Below are 25,046 nucleotides of genomic sequence, written 5' to 3' on the forward strand. Positions count from 1 at the left end.
GTCGCTAGGCATTGTCCTCAATGGCGACAAGCAGTTTTCTCAGAAGATCGGCGAGCGCGCTGCGTTCCTTCGCATCCAGGGCCTCAAGAAACGCGGACCCGTTCGCCACATGCGCTCGACAGGCTTCCTCGACGCGCGAGATGCCGGCGTCGGTCAAGGCCACCAGCATGCTGCGTCCGTCCTGCTGCGACTTCTCCCGCCGAATGAGCCCGGCCTTCTCGAGTCGGTCCAGCCGGTGGGTGAGACCGCCCGAGGAAATCATCAGCGACGTGTATATCTGTGTCGGCGTCAGGCGATAAGGCGGCCCCGAACGGCGTAGCGTCGCGATTACATCGAACTCGCCACGATCAAGATCGAACCTGGCGAATGTCGCCTCCATGCTGGGGCGGAACAGGTTTGTCAGGCGGGACGCCCGTCCCAGGATCCCCATCGGTTCGGTATCGAGATCAGGCAGTTCGCGCGCCCATTGGCTGCGCAGGCGGACGACATGGTCCTCTGCTGCCGGCCCTTCTTGTCCCTTGGCTTTCGCCACCATGCCTCGCCTCCTTCGCCGGCCAGCGGCCGCAGGTCCATCACATGCGGCAGTTAGAATGTCTCGGCAAGAAGATATTTTGTCTTGACGAGAAGATATCTTGACGATATGCCTTCTCGTCAAGATATCTCTGCCCCTGGCAAACGCAGCGAGAAGGAGGCCCGGCATGGTCACGATCCGACGTCATCGGGAGCCGCAGCCGGGCCAGAGCCGCACAATCCGGTTCGAGGGGCGGGAGGCCGGTGGTCCGGTTTCGCTCTTCCTCGTCGATGCCGCGCCTGGACAGGGCTCCAGCCTGCACATGCATCCCTATGTGGAGACCTGGCTGGTAAGGCGCGGCGAGGCCGAGTTCACCGTTGGCGATGAAGCGGTGCGCGCCTTTTCCGGAGACATCGTCGTCGCGCCGGCCAGTGTGCCGCATCGCTTCACCCATGTCGGAGCCGACAGGCTCGAACTCGTCTGCATCCATCCAAGCGACACGATCCTTCAGTCATCGGCCTGAATGGCCTGGCATCGGTCCTGTTGAAGTTGGGCAGGTCCGTTCATCGGATCAGCGCAATCCGCAGAGCCGCGAGATTACGTGGAATACAAGTCAAATAAACCAAAAGCCCAACGGAGAAACACAATGTCGAAGATGATCTATATCAATCTGCCGGTGACGGACCTCGCCGCTGCGACCCGCTTCTACGAGGCGATCGGATGCGAGAAGAACGAACAGTTCAGCGACCACCAGTCGTCGAGCATGGTCTGGTCCGACACCATCACGTTCCAGTTGCTGGCCAACGACTATTTCTCAACCTTCACGCCCAAGAAGATCGCTGACGCCCATGCGACGAGCGAGGTGCTGTTTGCCTTGTCCCACGACAACCGTGAGCAGGTCGATGCCATCGTCGAGGCGGCGGCCGCGACCGGCGGCAAGGCTGATATTCGCGAGCGGCAGGACCTGGGCTGGCTGTACAACCGCACCTTCGAGGACCCCGATGGTCATGTGTTCGAAGCGATCTCGATGGAGGCGGGGGCAGTACCGGCCGAGGTGGAAGATTAGCCTGTCAGCCGGCATGGTTCCCAAGCACAAGCGACGGCCGGTAGGCTCAGGCCGTCCAGACTTCCATCGCAGGAGGCATTGCGACGATGTCTACACGGAACAGGGAGCAACGAGCCGCCGACATTCGTCTGCCCGGTCCCGCTGATCGCGATGCCTGGTTGAAGCTCTGGACCGATTATCACGCCTATGGTCCGCAAGGCGGGGCGCCTCCACCCGCCGAAGTTTCGGCTGCTACCTGGGCTAATTTTCTCGATCCCGCCATGCCCATGCAGGCACTGCTTGCCGAGCGCGAAGGTGGAGTCGTCGGATTTGCCCACATGGTTGTCCACCCAACCACGAGCCTGGGCGGTCCGTCGGGCCTCTTGCTGGACCTCTTCGTCGAGCCTGACCTGCATGGTCGTGGCATCGGTCGCGCTCTGATGGAGGCTGCCTTCTCATTGACTGAAGCGGCGGGCGCCGTGCGCCTGGTTTGGCATGTGCGCGCAGACAACCTAGCCGCGCTCCGGCTCTACGAAAGGCTCGGACTACCCTCCGGTCATATCGTCTACCGTAGCGAGCTTCGTGCGCGACGGGCAGCACCGGCCGAGGTGAAAGGGTAGCCTGTCAACCGACAGGGTTCCAAACAACACCACCGACGGCCGGCACCTTCTGCCGGCCGTGCTGACGGGCTCTGACCGTGCCGACGATATCGGGGAAACATCGGGCGAAGCTGCCGATGTCAGCTATCGGGCGGAAGCGGAACTGTCCGCCGGCATCCCTTGCTCTCGCCTCAGCCCAGCGGCTGCCGGTAGACGATGAAGCCCGATTTTTCCGCCACCTTGTCGTAGAGTTCCTGCGCCTGCAGGTTCGTCTCATGCGTCTGCCAGTAGACTCGGTAGCAGCCCTTCGCCTGCGCCATCTGCCGCACCGCTTCGATCAGCTTGCGGCCGACGCCGGCGCCGCGCGCCGCCTCGCTGGTGAACAGGTCCTGCAGATAGCAGATGTCCTTGCCGCTCCATGTGGTGCGATGCGTCACCCAATGGACGAGGCCGACCGCCCCGCCGTCGCGCAGGGCGATGAAGCCGCCCATCGGCTCGGCGCCGCCGGTCAGGCGCGCGAAGGTCAGGTCGTAGATGTCCTGCGGCAGTGTCGATTTGTAGAAGGTGAGATAGTCCCGCCAGAGCGGTGTCCAGGCCTCGCGATCCTCGACCGCGAGCGGGCGGATGGTGACCTCGGACATCGGCTTCTCCCTGGGATTTGCCGCAGGCTAGCCGCCGGGTTTCCCGCTGTCTCATGACAAGCGCAGATCGGATCGATCGGATTTGCTGCTGGGAGGCGCTGGCGCGTCATTCTCGGGGCAAGCCCGAGAATGACGCGCCAGCTTTGGAAAAACCAAGGCTCAGAGCTGGTTGAGCAGCGCCTCGGCGCCGGAGACGTCGGCCTTGCCCGGCGCATCCTCGACATTGAGCGCAGTCACCACGCCGTCCTCGACGATCATCGAATAGCGCTGCGAACGGGTGCCGAGGCCGAAGCCCGAGCCGTCGAGCGAAAGCCCGATCTCCTTGGCGAAGTCGCCATTGCCGTCGGAGAGGAAGCCGATCACGCCGGCTCCGCCGGTGGCCTTCGACCAGGCGTCCATGACGAAGACATCGTTGACGCCGGTCACGAAGATCTCCTCGACGCCCTTGGCCTTGATCTCGGTGGCCTTGGCCAGATAGCCGGGCAGGTGGTTCTTGTGGCAGGTCGGGGTGAAGGCGCCCGGCACCGCGAACAGCACGACCTTGCGGCCGCTGAACAGGTCGTCCGTCGTCTTCGCGGCCGGCCCCTCGGCCGTCATCACCCGGAATGTCGCCTGCGGAAGCTTGTCACCGACCTTGATCGCCATCTGCCGTTCTCCATTGTCGCGCTTTCCGTTCGGCCAGATATGGCAGAACGACCAGAATTCGCGCCAGATCATATGGTAGAGCATGTTCTCATCACAAAAGTGGTGCCCACTTTTGTGGAACATGCTCGCGGCCGACGGCCGCCCGGCGAGAGGGTTACGGCTTGCCGACGCCGATGTCGAGTTCCAGCCGGGTCTCGACCGCGCCGGGCTTGCCGGCCAGCGTCACGATGAACGGGGTGGGGCCGCTGGCACCTTTCGGCCGGTCGACGATCTTCAGCTTCGCCGCGATGGTGCCGTCGGGCAGGGGGGTGAGCTGCGGCCGGCCGAACGACCATTGCCCGGCCCCCTCGACGAAGACATCGTCGATCGAGCCCCCCTCCGGCGCCTTGAGGATCAGCTTCAGCGCCTGCTCCTGCTCCTTTTCCGCGCGCGTGACCTCGAGGATCGAAAGCCGGTCGCGGGCGGCGCCGAGCTTGACCGGGATCGGCACGCGCGCCTCGAACTCTTCGAGCCTCGGCGAGGTCACCGAGGTGACGCCGGGTTCCAGCCACAGGCGCGCCTCGCCCCTGGCGGGGACGCAGATCTTGTCGCAGACGGCGTAGTCGAGCTTCAGCGCCACCGTCACCGGCCGCGCCGGATCGACCGGCTGGACCGAGACCGGCACGACGATCTCGTCGACATAGCCGATGCCGGAACCGTTCGCGTCCTCGAAGCGTTCGGGCGCCGGCCAGCGCACATCGAGCCCGCCGACATTCTCCGAGCCGCTCCAGTCGAAGACCGGCGGGACGCCGGCATCGCCGGGGCTGCGCCAATAGGTCTTGTAGCCGGGCGCCATCACGATCTCGACACCGACGCGCTGCTTGCCGGAAGGCGCGGTCGCGCCGGCGATCAGCCGCAGCGAGGAATGCGTGCTGCGCGACCATAGCGAGACTGCCGCTTCCTGCGCCTGGGCAGGGCTGGCGAGCGCCATGACGGCGAGGGCGAGGGCGACGACCGGTTTCACGACAGCTGATTTAGGCGATGCCGGCTGGAATAGCGAGAAACACGCGGTCGCGACCTCAAACATTTGCGTGACGGCGGGGTAGGTTTCCGAAAGCCTGGCAGGGGAATGCGGCGCAAGCGGGTCAGGATGATTTAGCGGCGCCACCCCGTTCCCAGCAGGGCCGCAAAGGCATAGCATGGCGGCATGAAGATCGGATCGAACCAGCGCGTCAGCGGCCGCAGCTATCTCGACGGGCAGTGCCTGATCGCGATGCCCGGCATGAGCGATGCGCGCTTCGCCCGGAGCGTGGTCTATCTCTGCGCCCATTCCGAGGATGGGGCGATGGGCATCATCGTCAACAAGCCGGCCGCCGACACCCGTTTCCCGGAACTGCTGGTGCAGCTCGACGTCATCCCGCCCGACCAGGCGATCCGCCTGCCGAGCCAGGTCGAGCGTGTCCAGGTGCTGCGCGGCGGCCCGGTCGAGACCAAGCGCGGCTTCGTCCTGCACAGCGCCGATTTCTTCCTCGAATCGGCGACGCTGCCGATCGACGACGGCATCTGCCTGACCGCGACGCTCGACATCCTGCGCGCCATGGCACTGGGCAGCGGGCCGGAGAACGCGGTGCTGGCGCTGGGCTATGCCGGCTGGGGCGCCGGCCAGCTCGAAGCCGAAATCCAGTCCAATGGCTGGCTGCATTGCGAGGCCGATTACGATCTGCTCTTCGATGACGGGCTCGACACCAAATACGAGCGGGCGCTGAGCAAGCTCGGCATCGACCCGGCCTTCCTCTCCAACGAGGCCGGGCACGCCTGAGGGTTTCTCCCATTGCGTCGAGCGTCATGCTCGGGCTTGACCCGAGCATCTCCTGCAAGAGATTCTCGGGTCTCCACTTCGCTCCGCCCGAGAATGACGCGAATGCTCAGGCCGCTTCCGTCGAGGCGCTCGACGCTCCGACCAGCCTTCTCGCCTCGGCCGCCGTCATCGGCTGGCCGAAGGTGTAGCCCTGCGCGTACTGGCAGCCGAGCTGGTAGAGCTCGATCGCGTCCGACTCGGTCTCGGCGCCCTCGGCCACCACGTCCATGCGCAGATCGGCGGCGAGCTGGACGATCGAGCGCAGGATCACCGGCGGCCTGCCATTGCCCATCTGGCGCACAAAGCTCTGGTCGATCTTGATCGTGTCGAAGGGGAAGCGCTGCAGATAGGACAGCGAGGAATAGCCGGTGCCGAAATCGTCGAGCGACAAGCCCGCGCCGAGATCGCGGATGCGCGAGAGCATCTGCGCGGCATATTCCGGATTCTCCATCACCAGGCTCTCGGTGATCTCGAGCTTCAGCGTGCCGGGCAGCACGCGCCGGCGCGCCAGCACCGATTTGACGTCGCGCAGCAGGTCATGGCGCAGGAGCTGGCGGCTGGAGACGTTGACACTGGCGAAGATCGGCGGCTCGACCTCGAGCGCCGCCTGCCAGGCGGCGAGCTCGCGCGCGGTGCGGTCCATCACATAGACGCCGAGATCGACGATCAGCCCGGTCTCTTCGGCGATGGCGAGGAAATCCTGCGGCAGCAGGCGCCCCTCGCGCGGGTGGTCCCAGCGCATCAGCGCCTCGAAGCCGGCGATGGTGCGGTCCTCGAGCCGCACGATCGGCTGGTACATCACCTGGATCTCGCCGCGCTCGATGGCGCGGCGCAGGTCGCTTTCGAGGGCGAGGCGGTCATTGCGGTCGTTGCGCATCGCCGGCACGAAGACCTCGACGAGGTTGCCGCCCTGGTTCTTGGCATGGGCCATGGCGAGCTCGGCATTCTTCAGCGCGTCGTCCTTGCGCGCGGTCGGCGTGCCGTCGAAGAGCGCCAGCCCGATCGAGGGCGTCAGCACGATCTCGCGCTCGGCGAAGGTGACGGGCGTCGAGACGGCGCGCCGCACCAGCTCGGCCAGCGCCAGGATGCGCTCGGGCTCGCGCTCCGAGACCAGGATCATCGCGAAGATGTCGCCGCCGATGCGCGCCAGCGTGTCCTGCGCCCGCAGCAGCCGGCCGAGCCGGCGCGCCAGCGTCAGCAGGATCGAATCGCCGGCCGAGAAGCCGACCGATTCGTTGACCTGCTTGAAGCGGTCGATATCGATCACGATCACCGTCGGGCGGATGCTCTCATCGGCGCGGCAGAAGCCGAAGACGGCCGAGAGCCGGTCCTGGAACAGCTCGCGATTGGGCAGCCCGGTCAGGTTGTCGTGCACGGCGTCGTGCAGCATCCGCTCCTGCGCGGTGCGCTGCTCGGTGACGTCGGCGAGCGTGCCGATGACGCGGATGACCTCGCCGTCGGAGCCGATCACCGGCCGCGCCTTCAGGCTGAACCAGTGATAGGCGCCGCTGGCGGCGCGCAGGCGGAAGTCGAGCTGCAGCTTGCCGCGCCGCTGCTCCAGCACGGCATCGAGCGTGACGCGGTAGCGGTCGCGGTCGGCGACATGCATGTATTCGAGCCAGCGCGCGGCCGAGCCCTCGAGCGCGCCCTTGGGCAGGCCGAGCAGGATTTCGGTCTGCGGCGAGATGAAGATCTTGTCGGCCGCCACGTCCCAGTCGAAGACGAGGTCGCCGGAGCCGGAGAGCGCCAGCGCCCGCCGCTCGGTATCCGAGACCAGCCCCTGGGCCAGCGCGCCGCCGGCGAAGGCATGCTGCACCACGGTGAAGCCGATCAGCAGGACGATCAGCACCAGCCCGCCGATCAGCGCCGGCGGGACGAGGTCGCGCACCAGCTGCCCGGTCACGGTGAAGCCGGCGGCCGTGACCCAGACCGCGAGCAGGAACCAGGTCGGGATCAGCATCACCGCCCGCTCATAGCCATGGGTGGCAAGGTGCAGGATCAGGACGAAGCCGACCGCCGCGACCGCCGCGATCGAGATCCGCGCCACGCCGGACGCCATCGGCGCATCGACGACGGCGAGGCCGACGAGGCCGGCGAGGCCGATCATCCAGACGAGGGTGATATGGCTGTAGCGCACATGCCAGCGCGACAGGTTGAGATAGGCGAACAGGAAGACCAGCAGCGTCGCGGCGAGCACGACCTCGGCGCCGGCCCGGTAGATCCGTTCTATCGCCGGTGTCAGCGGGAATATTCGCTGGAAGAAGCCGAAATCGAGCCCGGCATAGGCCAGCACCGCCCAGGCGAGCGCCGCCGCCGCCGGGAAGATCACCGCGCCCCTGACCACGAAGATGATGGTCAGGAAGAGCGCGAGCAGGCCGGCGATGCCGATGATGATGCCCTTGTAGAGGGTCAGCCCGTTGGTCTTCTGGCGATAGGCCTCGGTCTCGTAGAGATAGAGCTGCGGCAGGTTCGGCGATTTCAGCTCGGCCACGAAGGTGACGGTGGTGCCGGGGTCGAGCGTGATCTGGAAGACGTCGGCGTCGGGCGAATCCTCGCGCTCCGGCCGCAGGCCCTGGCTCGCGGTGATCGCCTCGATGCGGCGATCGCCGAGATCGGGCCAGATCACGCCGGAGCCGATCAGCCGGTGGAACGGCGCGACCAGCAGCCGGTCGATCTGCTCGTCGGAATCATTGGTGAGCGCGAAGACGATCCAGTCGGGCCGCGCCCCGGACTCGCGGGCCCTGACGGCGATGCGCCTGACGATGCCGTCCGGCCCCGGCGCGGTCGAAATCTGGATGACGTCGCCATCGGATTTGTTGCGCTCGACCACATCGGTGAGGTCGAGCACCGGTACGTCGACCGGGACGCGCTGCGCCTCGACGGCGAGGGCAGGGCGCATAGTCGTCAGCAGAACCAGCACCAGGAGGCCGCAGATGGCGATGCCAAGCCGGAGGAGACGGTGCGTCGATGACAAGGTGGGCTCGGTCTCTGGGGCGGGTCTGAACGTTTAAAATGTCTAGTCAGTCGTATCGGCCGGGCGTGGCGAGGGCAAGGCAGCCATCGCCGTCATCCTCAGCCCTTGCGCAGGTCGGCGGCGAGCATGCCGTAGAGCAGGTGATCGGCCCAGACGCCGTTGATCCGCAGATAGCCGCGTGCCTCGCCTTCGGCGCGGAAGCCGACGCGCTCGAGCAGGCGGCGGGAGGGGAGGTTCTGCGGCAGGCAGGCGGCCTCGACGCGGTGCAAGGCGAGCTCGGAAAAGGCGAAACCGAGCGCGCCGCGCACCGCTTCCGTCATATGGCCCTTGCCGGCATGGCGCTGGCCCATCCAGTAGCCGAGCGTGCAGGCCTGGGCGACGCCGCGCCGGACCAGCCCCAGCGTCAGCCCGCCGAGCAGGGTCTCGGTCCGGGCGTCGAGGACGAACAGGCAATAGGCTTCGTCGGTGGCGATCTCGCGGGCAGCGCGCTTGACCCGCAGCCGGAACGAATTGCGCGTCAGGTCGTCCTCGCTCCAGACCGGCTCCCAGGGCGTCAGGAAATCGCGGCTTTCCAGCCGCAGCACCGCCCAGGCCGAGAAGTCGCCGGCGAGCGGCGGGCGCAGGATGAGGTTCCGGGTCCGGATCAGCGGCCGCGTCGGCGGGTCGGTCGCGAAGCGGAACAGGGCCATGGCGGTCAGGCCGGGCGACCGAGGGCGGCGCGCAGGGCATCGGCCGGCGCGAGGTCGTCGAGCGGGCCGACGGCGGCCACGGTGGCGTGGCCCCCGAGCAGGCTGCGGCCGGCGGCACGGACATCGGCGAGGCTGACCGCGTCGAGCCGGCGTGCCAGCTCCTCGCGCGGAATGGCGCGGCCGAAGACCAGCACCTGCCGCGCCATCTGCTCGAGCTTGCCGCCCGGGCTCTCCAGCGAGGCCAGCAGCCCGACCTTCATCTGCGCCCGGGCACGCGCCATTTCGACCTCGCTGACATCGCGCGCCGCCTGCCGGAGGCAGTCGAAGGCGACGTCGACGAGCTCGCCGACATCCTCCGGCGCGGTGCCGGCGCTGATGCCGAAGACGCCGCAATCGGAGAACGGCCAGTGGAAGGCGTCGATCGCATAGGCGAGCCCGCGGCGCTCGCGCACCTCCTGGAAGAGACGCGAGGACAACCCGCCGCCGAGCACGGCCGAGAAGATCTGCAGCGGGTAATGCGCGCCGTCCTTGAACGGCTTGCCGGGGAAGCCGAGCACGACATGGACCTGCTCCTCGTCGCCGTCGATGCGTGCTTCGCCGCCCTGGTAGACGGCGAGGTCGCGTGCGGCCGGCGGCTCGGCCGGGCGCGCCGGCAGCCCGGCCAGCATCTTCCCGGCGAGCGCGACGAGCTCGGCATGGTCGACGGCGCCGGCCGCGGCCAGCACCATGTTGCCGGCATGGTAGTGCCGCGAGAGATAGGCGCGGATCGCCTCGGGCGTGAAGCTGTTCACCGTCTGCGCCGTGCCGAGGATCGGCCGGCCGAGCGGCTGGTCGGGGAAGGCGGCCTGCAGGAAGCGGTCATAGACGAGGTCGTCCGGCGTATCCTGGACGGCGCCGATCTCCTGCAGGATGACGCCCTTCTCGCGCGCCAGCTCCTCCTCGGTCAAAGCCGGTTCGGTCAGGATGTCGGCGAGGATGTCGACCGCCAGCGCCAGGTCCTGGCCGAGGACGCGGGCGGTGTAGCAGGTGTATTCGACGCTGGTCGCGGCATTGAGGTCGCCGCCGACGCTCTCGATCTCTTCGGCGATCTGCAGGGCCGAGCGCCGCGCCGTGCCCTTGAACGCCATATGCTCGAGCAGATGGGCGAGGCCGTGCTCATGCGGCAGCTCGTCGCGCGAGCCGGCGCCGATCCAGATGCCGAGCGAGACGGTGGCGGCATGCGCCATGTGCTCGGAGACGATGCGCAGGCCCGATGGCAGCGTCGTCAGGCTGACCGCGGGATCGTGCGCGAGCGCTTCTTCCTCGCGCTTGACGGGCTTCGGCTTGCCGGTCTTGGCGTTGAGCTTGTTCATGCGGCGGCACTCCGCACGGCCCGCGCGCGCTCGGCGATGAAGCGTTCCAGAAGGCCCTGGTCGTTGGGCAGCAGGCTGGAGCGTTCCTTGCGTTCCATCAGGTCGGCGAGATGGGCCGGCAGCGCCGGCCGCACACCGCTCGCCGCCTCGACGGCGACCGGGAACTTGGCCGGATGGGCGGTGCCGAGCGCCACCACCGGCGTCGCCGGATCGGCCTTCAATGCCTGGCGGGCGGCGCAGACGCCGATGGCGCTGTGCGGATCGAGCAGATAGCCGGCATCGCGCCAGCTCGCGCCGATCTCGGCCGCCACCGCCGCCTCGTCGATCGCGACCGCGTCGAAATCGGCCCTGATGCGGGCGAGCGGCGCAGCGGCGATCTCGAAGCGGCCGGATTGCTGCAGCGACTGCATCAGCCGGCGCACCGCGGCGCTGTCGCGGTCATGCGCCTCGAACAGCAGGCGCTCGAAATTCGAGGAGATCTGGATGTCCATCGAGGGCGAGGTCGTGGCGCTGACGCCGCGCATCTCGTAGACGCCGCTCGAAAGCGCCCGCGCCAGGATGTCGTTGCTGTTGGTGCCGATGGCGAGGCGCCCGATCGGCAGGCCCATGCGCTTGGCGATCCAGCCGGCGAGCACGTCGCCGAAATTGCCGGTCGGGACGGCGAAGGAGACCGGGCGCTGCGGGCTGCCGAGCGCCGTCGCTGCCGTGAAATAATAGACCACCTGCGCCGCGATCCGGGCCCAGTTGATCGAGTTGACCCCCGAGAGGCGCAATTCGTCGCGGAAGCGATGATGGTTGAACAGCGCCTTCACCAGGTTCTGGCAGTCGTCGAAGGTGCCCTCGACCGCGATGGCGTGGACATTGCCGGCGTCGACCGTGGTCATCTGCCGGCGCTGCACCTCGGAGACCCGGCCTTCCGGGTAGAGAATGAAGATGTCGACCCGTTCCAGCCCCTTGAAGGCGTCGATGGCGGCCCCGCCGGTGTCGCCCGAGGTGGCGCCGACGATGGTGGCGCGCTCGCCGCGCTGCGCCAGCACATGGTCCATCAGCCGCCCGAGCAACTGCATCGCCACGTCCTTGAAGGCGAGCGTCGGGCCGTGGAAGAGCTCGAGCGAGAACAGGTTGTCGCCGAGCTGCACCAGCGGGCAGACGGCCGGGTGGCGGAAGCTCGCATAGGCCTCGCCGATCATCGCCTTCAGCGCCGCGCTTTCGATATCGCCATCGGCAAGCGCGCCGACGATCTGCTCGGCCACCGCCGCATAGGGCTGGCCGGCAAGGCCGGCGATCTCGGCCGTCCCGAATTGCGGCAACGCCTTCGGCACATAGAGGCCGCCATCGCGGGCGAGGCCGGCGAGCAGCGCGTCGGCGAATGAAAGCGGGGGCGCATCGCCCCGGGTCGAGATATGCAGCACGGCGGTTCCGTTTCGAGGTTCGTGCTGATCCTATAGGCCCGTTGACGGGGGAGGGCAAAGCCCGGCTGCGCAAACCTGCCAACCGCCCTCAGCCCTCATCCTGAGGAGCAAGCGCAGCTTGCGTCTCGAAGGATCGCCCAGACGCCTCGGGAGCCTCCTGGAGCATCCTTCGAGACGCACTCCTGCGGAGCGCTCCTCAGGATGAAGGCTGTTGGTGCGCACAGGACCCTCAGCCCGCCCGCGAAGGTGGCCTCCGCGCCTGCCAGGCAAAGGCGCCGAACACGCCGATGAGCGTCAGCGCCAGCCCGAACCAGGTCAGCGCATATTGCAGATGGTTGTCGGGAATCCTGCCGATCAGTTCCTTGACGTCGACGCCCGCCGGCGCGGTCATGCCGTCGCCCTGGCGTTCGGCCTCCAGGTAGAAGGGCGCTGGCGGCAGGCCGAGCGAGGCGGCGATCGCGGCCGGGTCGCGGGTGTAGAACTCGCGCTGGCCCGGCAGGTCGGCCGGGGTGAAGCTGTTGCGGGCCTCCGGCGCGCGCAGGAAGCCGGCGACGGTCGCCGCGCCGCTCGCCGGGGCGATGCTCGCATAGCGTGCCTCCGGCACGAAGCCGCGATTGACCAGGATGGTGGCGCCGTCCTCCAGCCGAAAACCCTGGAAGACCCAGCGCCCGAAGCCGGAGAGCTGGCGCGAGCCCGGTGGGCCGGAGGCGATGGTGGTGCGCACGCCGGCGATGCCGTTGTCGAGATAGGTCCCCTTGACCGCGACGCGCTGCAGGTCGAGCCCTGCCGGATCGAGCGAATGCCATTCGGCGGAAGCCGGCATGGCCGAGGCCGGGCCTTCGGCCTGCGCCCGGAGCCGTTCGATGAAGGCGTGCTTCTCGCTCATGCGCTGGAGCTGCCAGCTGCCGAGCAGGCAGAGCACGCCGACGCCGACCAGGGTCAGCAGCGCCGGCAGCAGCAGCTTCGGGCGCGAGGTGGATGTCGTCGTGTCGCTCACTTCTTCAGCCTGCCTTCCTGCGCCCGGTTCACATATTGCAGCGCGACCGCCAGCCCCTTCATCGGCCGCAGCAGGGCCAGGCAGGTGACCAGCGCCAGCGGCAGCCAGAGCAGGAGGTGCAGCCAGATCGGCGGCTCATAGGCGATCTCGACATAGAGCGCGAGGCCGAGCACGGAGAAGCCGGCGATCAGCATGATGAATACCGCCGGCCCGTCGGCCGAATCGGCGAAGGAAAGATCGAGCCCGCAGGCGGCGCAGCGCGGCCGGACCTTGAGATAGCCGTCGAAGAGCTTGCCCTCGCCGCAGCGCGGGCAGCGTCCGGAGAGGCCGGTCGAGAACGGCGAGGGGCCGGAGAGGTGCGGCTCGCTCATGGCTGTCTCCGTCAAACGAGAAGGGGCGGCCTCGCGGCCGCCCCTTCGGGATCTGCGACCGCGACCGGTCCGGTATCAGTGCGCGGCGGGCGTGCCCGCGCCCCAGACATAGATGGCGGCGAACAGGAACAGCCAGACCACGTCGACGAAGTGCCAGTACCAGGCGGCGAACTCGAAGCCGAGATGCTGGTTCGGCTTGAAGTGGCCGAGATAGACCCGGTACAGGCAGATCGCCAGGAAGATCGTGCCGATGATGACATGGAAGCCGTGGAAGCCGGTCGCCATGAAGAAGGTCGCGCCATAGATGTGGCCGCTGAAGGCGAAGGTGGCGTGCGCGTACTCGTAGGCCTGCGTGATCGTGAACAGGGTGCCGAGGATCACGGTCAGCCACAGGGCCTGCTTCAGGCCCTTCCGGTCGCCCTGGATCAGGGCGTAATGCGCCCAGGTCACGGTCGTGCCCGAGGTCAGCAGGATCAGCGTGTTGAGCAGGGGCAGGTGCCAGGGATCGAAGGTCTCGATGCCCTTCGGCGGCCAGTGCCCGCCGGTGAACTCGGCGCGGGCGTACTGGATCGTCTCGCCGGTGAACAGGCTGGCGTCGAAGAAGGCCCAGAACCAGGCGACGAAGAACATCACCTCGGAGGCGATGAACATCAGCATGCCATAGCGGTGATGGATCTGGACGACGCGGGTGTGGTGACCCTCGTGCTCGGCCTCGCGCACGACGTCCATCCACCAGGCCAGCATGGTGTAGAGCACGCCGAGCAGGCCGGCGCCGAAGACCAGAGGGCCGAGCTGCATGCCGGCGACCGGCATGTGCTTCATCCACATCACGGCGCCGATCGCCATGATCGTCGCGGAGGCGGCGCCGACCAGCGGCCACGGGCTCGGATCGACGAGGTGGTAGTCGTGGTTCTTGGTATGGGCCTCGGCCATCGTGGTCGTCTCCGCGTCCGATAGTGGTGCAGCGCGCTCGATCGCTGCTTATAGGCTTGATCTGGCTGCGTCACCCTTGCTTTCCGCGACCGGCTGTCCGGCCTTCGACGGGAAGTAGGTGTACGACAGGGTGATGGATTTGAGGCTCGCCAGCTCGCGGTTCGCCTCGATTTCGGGGTCGATGTAGAACACCACCGGCGCCTCGATGCTCTCGCCCGGCTGCAGCGTGTTCTCGGTGAAGCAGAAGCACTGGATCTTGACGAAATGCGCCGCGGCCTGGGACGGCTGGACGTTGTAGGTCGCGATTCCCGTCGCCGGGCGCGAGGAGGTGTTGGTGATCTTGTAGAACACCGTCTGCGTCTCGCCGACCCGGGCGGTGATCTCGGTCTGCTCGGCCTCGAAGCGCCAGCCCAGCGCCGGCGCGACATTGGCGTCGAAGCGCACCGAGACGGTCCGGTCGATGATGCGTCCGGCGCCGCTGGTACCGATCATCGGCGTGCCGCCGAAGCCGGTCGCCTTGCAGAACATGTCGTAGAGCGGCACGGCGGCGAAGGAGAGGCCGGTCATGCCGAGCACGACGGCGCTGCAGATCAGCGCGGTGCGGCGATGGTTGGCGGGAGCGGCTGTCATCGCATCACAGGGGGCGGTTGAGGATCGCCGGGCCGGTCTTGGCCAGGGTCACCACGAAGAAGAACAGGACGAGGCCGGCGAGCACGAGCGCGAGCGCGATCGAGCGGCGATTGCGCCTTGCCATGTCCTCCGGCGAGAAGGCGGCCGGCGGCGTCTTCGCGGCAGGCGTATCCTTGGCAAGCGTATCCTTGGCCGGCATTTCCCTGGCCGGCGTGTCCTTGGACTGCGGGTTCTCGCTCATCCCAGCACCTTGGGCAGCGCCCACATCAGGCCGAGCCCGTTTTCCGCCAGCAGCACGGCGAAGAGCAGGAAGAGATAGAGGATCGAGAAGCCGAAGAGCTGGTAGGCCGCCTTGTGCGCCGCCTCGCCCTCGGTGACCTTTCGCACGCGCAGCGACAGCGCGATCATCATCAGCCCGGTCGTGACCGAGACGGCGAGGTAGACCGCGCCGCCGAAGCCCATCAGCGCCGGCAGCACGCCGACCGGGGCGAGCACGAACGTATAGGCGACGATCTGGCGCCGGGTGGCGGCCGGGCCGGCGACATTGGGCAGCATCGGGATGCCGGCGCGCGCGTAATCGGCGGACTTGACCAGCGCCAGCGCCCAGAAATGCGGCGGCGTCCACAGGAAGATGATGGCGAAGAGAACGATCGAGGTGAGGCCGAAATCGCCGGTCACCACCGCTTCGCCGATCATCGGCGGGAAGGCGCCGGCGGCGCCGCCGATGACGATGTTCTGCGGCGTCGCCCGCTTCAGCCACATCGAGTAGACGACGACGTAGAAGAAGATCGTGAAGGCGAGCATCGCCGCCGAGATCAGATTGGCGACGAGGCCGAGCACCAGCACCGAGCCGACCGAGAGCACCAGGCCGAAGGCGAGCGCCTCCGAGGCCAGGATGCGCCCCGCCGGGATCGGCCGGTTGGCCGTGCGCGTCATCACCGCGTCGATGTCGGCGTCCCACCACATGTTGAGGCAGCCCGAGGCGCCGGCCCCGACGGCGATCGCCAGCAGCGCGGCAAAGCCGATCACCGGATTGACCGAGCCGGGCGCCGCCACCATGCCGCCGAGCGCCGTGACCACGACGAGGAACATCACGCGCGGCTTCAGCAGCTCAAAGAAATCGCCGGCCTCGCCAGTGGAGGTCGTAGCGGCGCCGTCACGATGCGGGGCGATCTGGTCGAACGCAGCAGACATAAGTTCTCGGTCTTCGTCTCGTCTTTCGGATGGCCCGGAAAAAGGGCCGCGATTTCTCAAGGTCTGGTCGGCTGGTCGCCGCCCGCCTCCGGAAAGCCCCTTAATCGGGCGCTCGGGAGAAGGGCGACGGCGGGACTGGCCCGCCGCCGCGGTGTTTCAGTGGTCGGAGCCGACGATGCGCGGCAGGGTCTCGAACTGGTGGAAGGGCGGCGGCGAGGACAGGGTCCACTCCAGCGTCGTCGCGCCTTCGCCCCACGGGTTGTTGCCGGCCAGTTCCTTCCTGGTGAAGGCGACGACCAGGCCATAGGCCCAGACCAGCAGGCCGGCGGCGAAGATGTAGGAGCCGATCGACGACCAGAAGTGCCAGCCGGCGAAGGCGTCCGGATAGTCGACATAGTGGCGCGGCATGCCGGCGAGGCCGAGGAAGTGCTGCGGGAAGAACAGCAGGTTCGCGCCGATGAAGGCGATCCAGAAGTGCAGGCGGCCGATCCAGTCCGGGATGATGTAGCCGCTCATCTTCGGGAACCAGTAGTAGAAGCCGGCGAAGATGCCGAACACGGCGCCGAGCGACAGCACGTAGTGGAAATGCGCGACGACGTAGTAGGTCGCGTGCAGCGAGCGGTCGAGGCCGGCATTGGCCAGCACGACGCCGGTGACGCCGCCGACCGTGAACAGGAAGATGAAGCCGATCGCCCAGATCATCGGCGCGGTGAAGCGCAAGGATCCGCCCCACATCGTCGCGATCCAGGAGAAGATCTTCACGCCGGTCGGCACCGCGATCACCATCGTCGCGAAGACGAAATAGCGCTGCGTGTTGAGCGACAGACCGACCGTATACATGTGGTGGGCCCAGACGATGAAGCCGACGACGCCGATCGCGACCATGGCGTAGGCCATGCCGAGATAGCCGAAGATCGGCTTCCTCGAGAAGGTCGAGATGATGTGGCTGACGATGCCGAAGGCCGGCAGGATCATGATGTAGACTTCGGGATGGCCGAAGAACCAGAACAGGTGCTGGTAGAGCACCGGATCGCCGCCGCCGGCCGGGTCATAGAAGGTGGTGCCGAAATTGCGGTCGGTCAGCAGCATGGTGATCGCGCCGGCCAGCACCGGCAGGGCCAGCAGCAGCAGGAACGCCGTCACCAGCACGCCCCAGGCGAACAGCGGCATCTTGTGCAGCGTCATGCCCGGCGCGCGCATGTTCAGGATGGTGGTGATGAAGTTGATCGCGCCCAGGATCGAGGCGGCACCGGCGAGGTGGAGCGACAGGATCGTGAAATCGACCGCCGGGCCGGGATGGCCGGACGAGGAGAAGGGCGGATAGACCGTCCAGCCCGTGCCGGCGCCTGTCGCGCCGGGCGCGCCCTCGGTGAACAGCGAGATCAGCAGCAGCACCAGGCCGGCGACCGTGAGCCAGAACGAGATGTTGTTCATCCGCGGGAAGGCCATGTCCGGCGCGCCGATCATCAGCGGCACGAACCAGTTGCCGAAGCCGCCGATGACGGCGGGCATGACCATGAAGAAGATCATGACCAGGCCGTGGCCGGTGACGAAGACGTTGTAGCTCTGGCCGTTGGCGAAGATCTGCAGGCCGGGTTCCTGCAGCTCGATGCGCATCATGATCGAGAGGAAGCCGCCGATCAGGCCGGAAAAGATAGCAAAGCACAGATAGAGCGTGCCGATATCCTTGTGGTTGGTCGAGAGCAGCCAGCGCCGCCACCCGGTCGGGTGGGCGTGCTCGGCGTGGGTGTCGTGTCCGTAGCCCTGGGCATGGGGAGCCGTGGAAGCCATGGGGTTCGTCTCCTCCTGCGAAATCGGTTCGCGTGAGTTCAAGTCAATGGTTGGCGATCAGCGGGTCGCGTCGGCGACCTTGCCGGCGGCATCGGCCGCATTGGCGAATTTCTGCTTCGATTCGGCGACCCAGGCGGCGTAGCGCTCGGCGCTGACGACCCGGAAGGCGATCGGCATATAGGCGTGGTTCTGCCCGCAGATGAACGAGCACTGGCCGTAATAGATGCCCTCGCGTTCCGCCTTGAACCAGGTCTCGTTGAGGCGCCCCGGGATGGCGTCGATCTTCACGCCGAAGGCCGGCACGGTGAACTTGTGGATGACGTCGGCACCGGTGACCTGCACGCGCACGATCTTGCCGACCGGAACCACCGCCTCGTTGTCGACGGCGAGCAGGCGCGGGGCCTCGGCTTCGGCGATCCGCTTCGAGCCGATCGCCTCGGCGCGCTGCTTTTCGTCGAGCATCAGCGAATCGAAGCCGAAGGCGCCGCCTTCCTGCGGGTACTCATAGGACCAGTACCACTGCTTGCCGGTCACCTTCACGGTGATGTCGGCCTGCGGAATCTCGAGCTGCAGCTTGAGCAGGCGGAAGGAGGGAATCGCGACCACGACCAGGATCAGCACCGGGATGATCGTCCACGCCACCTCGAGCAGCGCGTGGTGCGTCGTCTTGGCCGGCACCGGATTGCGACGCTCGTTGAAGCGCCAGGCGACGTAGATCAGCAGCCCCAGGACGAAGAGGGAGATGATGAAGATGAGGACGTTGACCCAGTCGTGGAACCAATGAATGAACGTCGCGATCTCGGTCGCGGCGGGCTGCAGGTTCAACTGCCAGGGCTGCGGGATTCCATTCTGGGCCGATGCGGCGGCCGGGAAGAACGCGGGCGTCGCGGCGATGGCCGCTGCGGCGTTCCTGAGGGTAGAGGTCACAAATCGCATCGGTCCGACATAGCTCCTGTGATGCCGCGCCGGCCCCCGTTCCGCCTGGGTCGGCTTGCACGCGTCCGGGCGGCCATGGCGGGCCACCCCTGTTCTTCGGCATTGCGATAAATCAAAGATCACGCTTGCGCCAGTGGGACAATGATCGGCTCGTGCACACGCCGTGCGGCATAAGCACGCGAGGTGCGGGGCGCGCCGCGACCGGCCAAGGCCGGCACCGGCGTGCCGGTGAACGCTTCGTCTTGACAGGAAAGGGACCGCATGGTCCCAACGCAGTTCTCGATTGGGGAGAGCGCCTGGCTCCCGTCGTCGCCTTCGCGTGCGGCGCCCGACAAAGAGGAAAGACAGGGATGCGCCATCTTATCGGCCCCGCCGCCGCAGCTCTGGCCGCCGCAGGCTGGCTCAGCGCCATGGCGCTGCCGGCGCAGGCGCAGGGCGCGGTGCGCTCCACGCATGGCGACTGGCAGATGCGCTGCGAGGTTCCCCCCGGCGCCAAGACCGAGCAATGTGCCCTGGTCCAGAACGTCGCGGACGAGAACAGGCCGAACCTGACGCTGCTGGCGATCGTGCTCAAGACCGCCGACCAGAAGAGCCGGCTGCTGCGCGTCGTCGCCCCGCTCGGCGTGCTGCTGCCGTCCGGCCTCGGCCTCAAGATCGACGACAAGGATATCGGCCGCGCCGGCTTCGTGCGCTGCCTGACCACCGGCTGCGTCGCCGAGGTGGTGATCGACGATACGCTGCTCGGCCAGCTCAAGGGCGGCAAGAGCGCGACATTCATCGTCTTCCAGACGCCGGAGGAAGGCGTCGGTATTCCGGTATCGCTGAATGGATTCGGCCCCGGCGTGGAGGCTCTGCCGTGATCGAATTGTTTTCCGGGCGCCAGATGTTTGCCGGGCGCCAGTTGTTTCTTGGGCGTAGGGCCTGGCTCGTCCTGCCGGCCCTGGCCGTCGCGCTCGCCGGCTGCGGTTCGTCGCGCTCCACCGGCGAGCCGAGCGCAATGCAGAAGTTCGGCAACATCATCGCCTTCCAGTCGACGACGCCGCCGCCGGTCAACCAGTTGCCGGGCGACCCGGAGGAGGAGCTGATCTGCCCGGCGGTCATCATTGCCGAGGGCGGCGCGGCGATCCGGGCCCAGTCCGGCCCCGACGGCGCGAGCCTGCGCCACCAGATCTCGATCAATACGGTCGCGCGCGAGTGCAACGCCACCGGCCCTGGCGGCGGCTTCAACCTCAAGGTCGGCGTCGAGGGACGCGTGCTGGCCGGGCGGGCCGGTGGCGCGGGTTCCTTCGGCGCGACCCTGACGACGCAGGTCGTCCGCAACGGCCAGATCATCGCACGCCGCGCCTCGCGGGTCGGCGCGACGATTCCTTCCGGCCAGACCGGCGCCGATTTCGTCCATGTCGAGGATAATATCGTCGTGCCGGCCGGCAGCGGCGAGACCGAGATCGTCGTCTCGCTGGGCACGGGCGGCGCCGAGTCCGCACGCCGCCGCCGCAGATAGCCGCCATCCGGCGGTGGCGAGACCGGCGCCGCGGCGCCGGCTCGATTGACTTCAAGCCGCTCTCAGCTATTGCTGCTCCCGCCGCATCATCCCCGCGGGAGAGACCGGTGCCGGACTTGTCCGGACCCGGCGCCGAAGGCGCAACCGCCCCGGAAACGCTCAGGCAAACGGACCGCGTGGGAATTGGCGCTCTGGAAAGTGGCGGGCCGTCGAGGCTCGCCCACCGACGGGGGTAACCTGCTGGCGTAAGGCCGGCGGGGAAATCTCTCAGGTCCCGAGACAGAGGGGGCGCGCTCCGGACGATTCCGTCCGGGGCTCGCGCTCGATTCTGGAAGGGACGTCATGGCTGCCGAAGCCCAAGAGCTGCACGGACAAGAGCTCCACGGAAATGCCGCAAGCGCCGAGACGCTGCTCAAGACTCCGCTTCACGCCCGCCATGTCGCGCTCGGCGCCCGCATGGTGCCCTTCGCCGGCTACGACATGCCGGTGCAGTATCCCAGCGGCATCCTGACCGAGCACGTCTGGACCCGCGACAACGCCGGCCTGTTCGACGTCTCGCATATGGGCCAGGCCTTCCTGATCGGACCCGACCACGAAACCACCGCACGCGCGCTCGAGGCCCTGGTCCCGGCCGATATCGTCAACCTGCAGCCCGGCAAGCAGCGCTATACGCAGCTGCTGAACGACGAGGGCGGCATCCTCGACGACCTGATGGTGACGCGCTCGGGCGATCCCGACGAGGACGGCGCCCTGCTGCTGATCGTCAATGCCGCCTGCAAACTGGCGGACTATCCCCATATCGAGGCGCGCCTGCCCGCCAATGTGAAGCTGATCCGGGCCGAGCATCGCGGCCTGATCGCGCTCCAGGGGCCGAAGGCGGAAGCGGCGCTGGCGGCGCTCAATCCCGAGGTCGCCGAGATGGGCTTCATGACGGCGCGCACCCTCAAGCTCGGCGGCATCAAGGCGAATATCACCCGCTCGGGCTATACCGGCGAGGACGGCTACGAGATCTCCGCCGCCGCCGAGCGCATCGGCGAGCTCTGGGACGCGCTGCTGCTCGATGCCAGCGTCAAGCCGGTCGGCCTTGGCGCCCGCGATTCGCTGCGGCTCGAGGCGGGGCTTTGCCTCTACGGACACGACATCGACACCACGACCTCGCCGGTCGAGGCCGGCCTGAACTGGTCGATCCAGAAGCGCCGGCGCGAGGAAGGCGGCTTTCCGGGCGCGGCCCGCATCCAGCGCGAGTTCGCGGAAGGCGCAGCGCGAGTCCGCGTCGGCCTGCTGCCGGAAGGGCGTGCCCCCGCCCGCGAGGGCGCCGAGATCGCGCTTGCTGATGGCACGGTCGTCGGCAAGGTCACTTCGGGCGGCTTCGGCCCGACCCTGAACGGGCCCTGCGCCATGGGCTATGTCGCCCGCGAGCATGCCGCTCCCGGCACCAGGCTCGACCTGATCGTGCGCGGCAAGCCGCTGCCCGCGACCGTCGCCGCCATGCCTTTCGTCCCCAACCACTACAAGCGCTGAGCTTCATCCTTTCGCCGGAGAAAGACCCATGGCCGAGACCCGCTACACCAAGGACCACGAATACATCCGCATCGAGGGCGACACCGGCACGGTCGGCATCACCGACTTCGCCCAGGGCCAGCTCGGCGACGTCGTCTTCGTCGAGCTGCCTTCTGTCGGCAAGGCGCTGGCGAAGGGCGCCGAGGCAGCCGTCGTCGAGAGCGTCAAGGCGGCGTCGGAGGTCTATGCCCCGGTCTCCGGCGAGATCGTCGCCGTCAATGGCGAGCTCGAGGCTGCGCCCGGCACGGTCAACGAGGACCCGGCCGGCAAGGGCTGGTTCGTCAAGATCAGGCTCAAGGACGCCGCCGAGCTCGAGGGCCTGCTGAGCGAGGCCGAGTACCAGGATTACGTGAAGACGCTTTGAGGCGTCGCCGACGCCGTCATTCTCGGACGGAGCGCAGCGGAGATCCGAGAATCTCCGGACGAGAAGGCACTGGTTGAAGAGATGCTCGGGTCAAGCCCGAGCATGACGGGGCGGTGGCCCGCCGCATCGATCGAGGACTGGAAACGGAATGCGCTATCTTCCCCTGACCGACACCGACCGCGAGGACATGCTCGCCCGCGTCGGCGTTCAAGATATCGATGCCCTGTTCAGCGACGTGCCGGCCGGCAAGCTGCTCAAGGCGCCGCTCGACCTGCCGCGCGCCAAGGGCGAGCTCGAGGTCGAGCGCATCCTCGGCAAGCTGGCGGGAAAAAACACCGCCGCCGGCTCGGTGCCGTTCTTCGTCGGGGCAGGGGCCTACAGGCACCATGTCCCCGCGACGGTCGATCACCTCATCCAGCGCTCGGAATTCCTGACCAGCTACACGCCCTACCAGCCCGAGATCGCCCAGGGCACGCTGCAATATCTCTTCGAGTTCCAGACACAGGTCGCAGCCCTGACCGGCATGGAGGTCGCCAACGCCTCGATGTATGACGGCTCGACCGGCACGGCCGAGGCGGTGCTGATGGCCCATCGCGTCACCAGGCGGCGCAAGGCGGTGCTCTCCGGCGGTCTGCACCCGCATTATACCCAGGTCGTCGAGACGCTCTCCGAGATGGCCAGCGACGAGGTCGTGGCGCTGCCGCCCGATGTCCGCGCGACGGAGGATATCCTCGCTGCGATCGACGACAGCGTCTCCTGCGTCGTCGTCCAGTCGCCCGACGTCTTCGGCAATCTCCGCGACCTCAGGCCGATCGCCGACAAGGCCCATGCCCATGGCGCGCTCTTGATCGCGGTCTTCACCGAGGTCGTCTCGCTCGGCGCGGTGACGCCGCCCGGCGCGCAGGATGCCGACATCGTCGTCGGCGAGGGCCAGTCGATCGGCAACGCGCTGAATTTCGGCGGCCCCTATGTCGGCCTCTTCGCCGCCAAGTCGAAATATATCCGCCAGATGCCGGGCCGGCTCTGCGGCGAGACCACCGATGCCGATGGCCGCCGCGGTTTCGTGCTGACGCTCTCGACCCGCGAGCAGCATATCCGCCGCGACAAGGCGACCTCGAACATCTGCACCAATTCCGGCCTCTGCGTGCTGGCCTTCACCATCCACATGACGCTGCTCGGCCAGGCCGGCCTCTCCCGGCTCGCCGAGGTCAACCACGCCAATGCGGTCAAGCTCGCCGATGCGCTCGCCAAGGTGAAGGGCGCCGAGGTCCTGAACGAGAGCTTCTTCAACGAGTTCACGCTGAAGCTCGCCAAGCCGGCGGCGCAGGTGGTCGAGGCCATGGCCGCAAAGGGCATCCTGGCCGGCGTGCCGGCCTCGCGCCTGAAGCCCGGCGCCGGGCTCGATGATCTCCTGATAGTCGCCAATACCGAAGTGAACACGGATGAAGATAGAGCGGCCTTCGTGGCGGCGCTCGCGGAGGTGCTGTGATGCTGAACCGTCAGGGACGTCCCAGCCAGGCTGGCGAAGCTGCCGCCGAGATCCACGAGACCTTCACCGGCAATCGCGCGCTGCAGCAGATCGAGCCGCTGATCTTCGAGATCGGCCATCACGAGACCACCGGCGTCGATATCGACAAGCCGGCGCCGTTCAAGAGCCGGCTCGGCAAGCATGCGCGCCAGGGCGAGATCGGCCTGCCCGGTCTCTCCGAGCCCGAGGCGATGCGCCATTATGTTCGCCTGAGCCAGAAGAATTACGGCATCGACACCGGGCTCTTCCCGCTCGGCTCCTGCACGATGAAGCATAATGCCCGCCTCAACGAGAAGGTGGCGCGGCTGCCGGGCTTCTCCGACGTGCACCCGCTCCAGCCGGTCTCGACGGTGCCCGGCGCGCTCGACGTGATGCTCGAGCTTGCCCGCTACCTGATGACGCTGACCGGCATGCCGGCGGTGGCGCTTTCGCCGAAGGCCGGTGCTCATGGCGAGGCCTGCGGCATGATGGCGATCAAGGCTGCGATCGCCGCCAAGGGCGAGGGGGCGACCCGCAAGGTCGTGCTGGTCCCTGAATCGGCGCATGGCACCAATCCGGCGACAGCGGCGCTGATCGGCTTCACCGTGAAGTCGGTGCCGGCGCGCGACGACGGCACGGTCGCGGTCGAGGACGTCAAGGCGCTGCTCGGTCCCGATGTCGCCGCGATCATGCTGACCAACCCCAACACCTGCGGCATCTTCGAGCCGCAGATCGTCGAGATCGCTGCGGCGATGCACGAGGCCGGCGCCTATTTCTACTGCGACGGCGCCAATTTCAACGCCATCGTCGGCAAGGCGCGGCCGGGCGATCTTGGCGTCGACGCCATGCACATCAACCTGCACAAGACCTTCTCGACCCCGCATGGCGGCGGCGGGCCGGGCGCCGGCCCGGTCGTGCTCTCGGCGCGGCTGGCGCCCTACGCGCCGGTGCCGTTCATCCATGTCGAGAACGGCGAGTCGCGCCTGGTCGAGCACAAGGCCGATGCGCCTGAAGGCAACGATCCCTTCGGCCGCATGACCGCCTTCCACGGCCAGATGGGCATGTATGTCCGGGCGCTCGCCTATATGCTGAGCCATGGCGCCGACGGCATGAAGCAGGCCTCCGAGGATGCGGTGCTCAACGCCAACTATATCCGCGCCGGCCTGTCCGACCTGATGTCGCTGCCCTTCCCCGACCATCCCTCGATGCATGAGGTGCTGTTCGACGATGACTGGCTGAAGGGCTCCGGCGTCTCGACGCTCGATTTCGCCAAGGCGATGATCGACGAGGGCTACCACCCGATGACGGTGTATTTCCCGCTCGTCGTCCACGGCGCCATGCTGATCGAGCCGACCGAATCTGAATCGAAGGCGGCGCTCGACCTTTTCATCGCGACGCTGCGCGACCTCGCCATGGCCGCCAAGGGCAACGACAAGAGCCGCTTCACCGCAGCCCCGCACCACGCCCCGATCCGCCGGCTCGACGAGACCCGCGCCGCGCGCCAGCCGGTGCTGAAATGGGTCAGGCCGGAGCCGGTTCAGGAAGCGGCGGAGTAAG

26 protein-coding genes and 2 riboswitches are annotated in these 25,046 nt (G+C 67.6%); of the genes, 10 read left to right on the forward strand and 16 right to left on the reverse strand.

What is annotated here, in order from left to right:
• Positions 1 to 4: 4 nt before the first annotated feature.
• A complete protein-coding gene (locus V6M56_RS19435) occupies positions 5 to 535 on the reverse strand; it encodes a MarR family winged helix-turn-helix transcriptional regulator (RefSeq protein ID WP_332686078.1) in 531 nt (176 codons plus the stop codon).
• A 163-nt stretch (positions 536 to 698) separates the two neighbouring features.
• Here V6M56_RS19435 and V6M56_RS19440 point away from each other — a divergent pair, with 163 nt between their 5' ends.
• From V6M56_RS19440 to V6M56_RS19450, 3 genes are all read left to right on the forward strand, one after another.
• Positions 699 to 1,034, forward strand: coding sequence for a cupin domain-containing protein (locus tag V6M56_RS19440; RefSeq protein ID WP_332686080.1), 336 nt, complete (start codon positions 699 to 701; stop codon positions 1,032 to 1,034).
• 123 nt (positions 1,035 to 1,157) lie between these two features.
• Positions 1,158 to 1,577 carry a VOC family protein gene (locus V6M56_RS19445; RefSeq protein ID WP_332686082.1) on the forward strand — a complete coding sequence of 140 codons (420 nt, stop codon included), beginning with the start codon at positions 1,158 to 1,160 and terminating at the stop codon, positions 1,575 to 1,577.
• Between the two features lie 86 nt (positions 1,578 to 1,663).
• Positions 1,664 to 2,176 carry a GNAT family N-acetyltransferase gene (locus tag V6M56_RS19450; protein WP_332686084.1) on the forward strand — a complete coding sequence of 171 codons (513 nt, stop codon included), beginning with the start codon at positions 1,664 to 1,666 and terminating at the stop codon, positions 2,174 to 2,176.
• Positions 2,177 to 2,346: 170 nt separating this feature from the next.
• On the opposite strand, the gene V6M56_RS19455 is transcribed toward V6M56_RS19450, so the two are convergent.
• The 3 genes from V6M56_RS19455 to V6M56_RS19465 form a co-directional block, all read right to left on the reverse strand.
• The gene (locus V6M56_RS19455) at positions 2,347 to 2,796 is read right to left on the reverse strand and encodes a GNAT family N-acetyltransferase (protein WP_332686086.1); all 450 of its coding nucleotides are present in this window, start codon (positions 2,794 to 2,796) and stop codon (positions 2,347 to 2,349) included.
• Positions 2,797 to 2,955: 159 nt separating this feature from the next.
• A complete protein-coding gene (locus V6M56_RS19460) occupies positions 2,956 to 3,441 on the reverse strand; it encodes a peroxiredoxin (protein ID WP_332686143.1) in 486 nt (161 codons plus the stop codon).
• A 154-nt stretch (positions 3,442 to 3,595) separates the two neighbouring features.
• A complete protein-coding gene (locus V6M56_RS19465) occupies positions 3,596 to 4,444 on the reverse strand; it encodes a protein-disulfide reductase DsbD domain-containing protein (protein WP_332686088.1) in 849 nt (282 codons plus the stop codon).
• A 183-nt stretch (positions 4,445 to 4,627) separates the two neighbouring features.
• Here V6M56_RS19465 and V6M56_RS19470 point away from each other — a divergent pair, with 183 nt between their 5' ends.
• Entirely contained in the window at positions 4,628 to 5,239 is a 612-nt protein-coding gene (locus tag V6M56_RS19470) for a YqgE/AlgH family protein (RefSeq protein WP_332686090.1), read from the forward strand.
• A gap of 106 nt (positions 5,240 to 5,345) precedes the next feature.
• On the opposite strand, the gene V6M56_RS19475 is transcribed toward V6M56_RS19470, so the two are convergent.
• From V6M56_RS19475 to coxB, 12 genes are all read right to left on the reverse strand, one after another.
• On the reverse strand, positions 5,346 to 8,177 hold the full coding sequence (locus V6M56_RS19475) for an EAL domain-containing protein (protein ID WP_332686145.1): 2,832 nt from the start codon (positions 8,175 to 8,177) through the stop codon (positions 5,346 to 5,348).
• Between the two features lie 173 nt (positions 8,178 to 8,350).
• Complete coding sequence (locus V6M56_RS19480) at positions 8,351 to 8,941, reverse strand: GNAT family N-acetyltransferase (protein ID WP_332686092.1); 591 nt, start codon at positions 8,939 to 8,941, stop codon at positions 8,351 to 8,353.
• A 5-nt stretch (positions 8,942 to 8,946) separates the two neighbouring features.
• Positions 8,947 to 10,293 carry a M16 family metallopeptidase gene (locus V6M56_RS19485; RefSeq protein ID WP_332686094.1) on the reverse strand — a complete coding sequence of 449 codons (1,347 nt, stop codon included), beginning with the start codon at positions 10,291 to 10,293 and terminating at the stop codon, positions 8,947 to 8,949.
• Positions 10,290 to 11,705 (reverse strand): threonine synthase, encoded by a 1,416-nt coding sequence (gene thrC / locus V6M56_RS19490; protein WP_332686095.1) that lies wholly within the window; start codon positions 11,703 to 11,705, stop codon positions 10,290 to 10,292. Before thrC ends, V6M56_RS19485 begins: the two co-directional genes overlap by 4 nt.
• Before the next feature lie 229 nt (positions 11,706 to 11,934).
• Complete coding sequence (locus V6M56_RS19495) at positions 11,935 to 12,702, reverse strand: SURF1 family protein (RefSeq protein WP_332686097.1); 768 nt, start codon at positions 12,700 to 12,702, stop codon at positions 11,935 to 11,937.
• Positions 12,699 to 13,073, reverse strand: coding sequence for a DUF983 domain-containing protein (locus tag V6M56_RS19500; RefSeq protein ID WP_332686099.1), 375 nt, complete (start codon positions 13,071 to 13,073; stop codon positions 12,699 to 12,701). Before V6M56_RS19500 ends, V6M56_RS19495 begins: the two co-directional genes overlap by 4 nt.
• Positions 13,074 to 13,148: 75 nt before the next feature.
• Positions 13,149 to 14,006, reverse strand: a complete 858-nt coding sequence (locus V6M56_RS19505) for a cytochrome c oxidase subunit 3 (protein WP_332686101.1) — start codon at positions 14,004 to 14,006, stop codon at positions 13,149 to 13,151.
• Positions 14,007 to 14,054: 48 nt separating this feature from the next.
• Positions 14,055 to 14,636 (reverse strand): cytochrome c oxidase assembly protein, encoded by a 582-nt coding sequence (locus tag V6M56_RS19510; RefSeq protein ID WP_332686103.1) that lies wholly within the window; start codon positions 14,634 to 14,636, stop codon positions 14,055 to 14,057.
• A gap of 4 nt (positions 14,637 to 14,640) precedes the next feature.
• Positions 14,641 to 14,877: a hypothetical protein gene (locus V6M56_RS19515; protein ID WP_332686151.1), complete on the reverse strand. Its 237-nt coding sequence runs from the start codon at positions 14,875 to 14,877 to the stop codon at positions 14,641 to 14,643.
• A complete protein-coding gene (locus tag V6M56_RS19520; RefSeq protein ID WP_332686105.1) occupies positions 14,874 to 15,830 on the reverse strand; it encodes a heme o synthase in 957 nt (318 codons plus the stop codon). The genes V6M56_RS19515 and V6M56_RS19520 overlap by 4 nt, the downstream gene beginning before the upstream one ends.
• 156 nt (positions 15,831 to 15,986) lie before the next feature.
• On the reverse strand, positions 15,987 to 17,621 hold the full coding sequence (ctaD, locus tag V6M56_RS19525; RefSeq protein ID WP_332686107.1) for a cytochrome c oxidase subunit I: 1,635 nt from the start codon (positions 17,619 to 17,621) through the stop codon (positions 15,987 to 15,989).
• 57 nt (positions 17,622 to 17,678) lie between these two features.
• Positions 17,679 to 18,557 carry a cytochrome c oxidase subunit II gene (coxB, locus tag V6M56_RS19530; RefSeq protein ID WP_442881194.1) on the reverse strand — a complete coding sequence of 293 codons (879 nt, stop codon included), beginning with the start codon at positions 18,555 to 18,557 and terminating at the stop codon, positions 17,679 to 17,681.
• A gap of 350 nt (positions 18,558 to 18,907) precedes the next feature.
• On the opposite strand from coxB, the gene V6M56_RS19535 reads away from it, so the two are divergent.
• The 6 genes from V6M56_RS19535 to gcvPB all read left to right on the forward strand — a co-directional run bounded on the left by V6M56_RS19535 (position 18,908) and on the right by gcvPB (position 25,045).
• The gene (locus tag V6M56_RS19535; protein WP_442881195.1) at positions 18,908 to 19,417 is read left to right on the forward strand and encodes an invasion associated locus B family protein; all 510 of its coding nucleotides are present in this window, start codon (positions 18,908 to 18,910) and stop codon (positions 19,415 to 19,417) included.
• A complete protein-coding gene (locus V6M56_RS19540; protein ID WP_332686109.1) occupies positions 19,414 to 20,058 on the forward strand; it encodes a hypothetical protein in 645 nt (214 codons plus the stop codon). The genes V6M56_RS19535 and V6M56_RS19540 overlap by 4 nt, the downstream gene beginning before the upstream one ends.
• 85 nt (positions 20,059 to 20,143) lie before the next feature.
• Positions 20,144 to 20,243: riboswitch (glycine riboswitch) on the forward strand.
• A gap of 4 nt (positions 20,244 to 20,247) precedes the next feature.
• A riboswitch (glycine riboswitch) is annotated at positions 20,248 to 20,343 on the forward strand.
• A 57-nt stretch (positions 20,344 to 20,400) separates the two neighbouring features.
• A complete protein-coding gene (gene gcvT / locus V6M56_RS19545) occupies positions 20,401 to 21,579 on the forward strand; it encodes a glycine cleavage system aminomethyltransferase GcvT (protein WP_332686111.1) in 1,179 nt (392 codons plus the stop codon).
• 28 nt (positions 21,580 to 21,607) lie between these two features.
• Positions 21,608 to 21,982, forward strand: coding sequence for a glycine cleavage system protein GcvH (gcvH, locus tag V6M56_RS19550; protein ID WP_332686113.1), 375 nt, complete (start codon positions 21,608 to 21,610; stop codon positions 21,980 to 21,982).
• Between the two features lie 148 nt (positions 21,983 to 22,130).
• Positions 22,131 to 23,471, forward strand: coding sequence for an aminomethyl-transferring glycine dehydrogenase subunit GcvPA (gene gcvPA / locus V6M56_RS19555; protein ID WP_332686115.1), 1,341 nt, complete (start codon positions 22,131 to 22,133; stop codon positions 23,469 to 23,471).
• Positions 23,471 to 25,045 carry an aminomethyl-transferring glycine dehydrogenase subunit GcvPB gene (gene gcvPB / locus V6M56_RS19560; RefSeq protein ID WP_332686117.1) on the forward strand — a complete coding sequence of 525 codons (1,575 nt, stop codon included), beginning with the start codon at positions 23,471 to 23,473 and terminating at the stop codon, positions 25,043 to 25,045. The genes gcvPA and gcvPB overlap by 1 nt, the downstream gene beginning before the upstream one ends.
• Position 25,046 lies beyond the last annotated feature (1 nt).

It is taken from the genome of Allobosea sp. (assembly GCF_036675845.1).
Classification (GTDB): Bacteria; Pseudomonadota; Alphaproteobacteria; order Rhizobiales; family Beijerinckiaceae; genus Allobosea.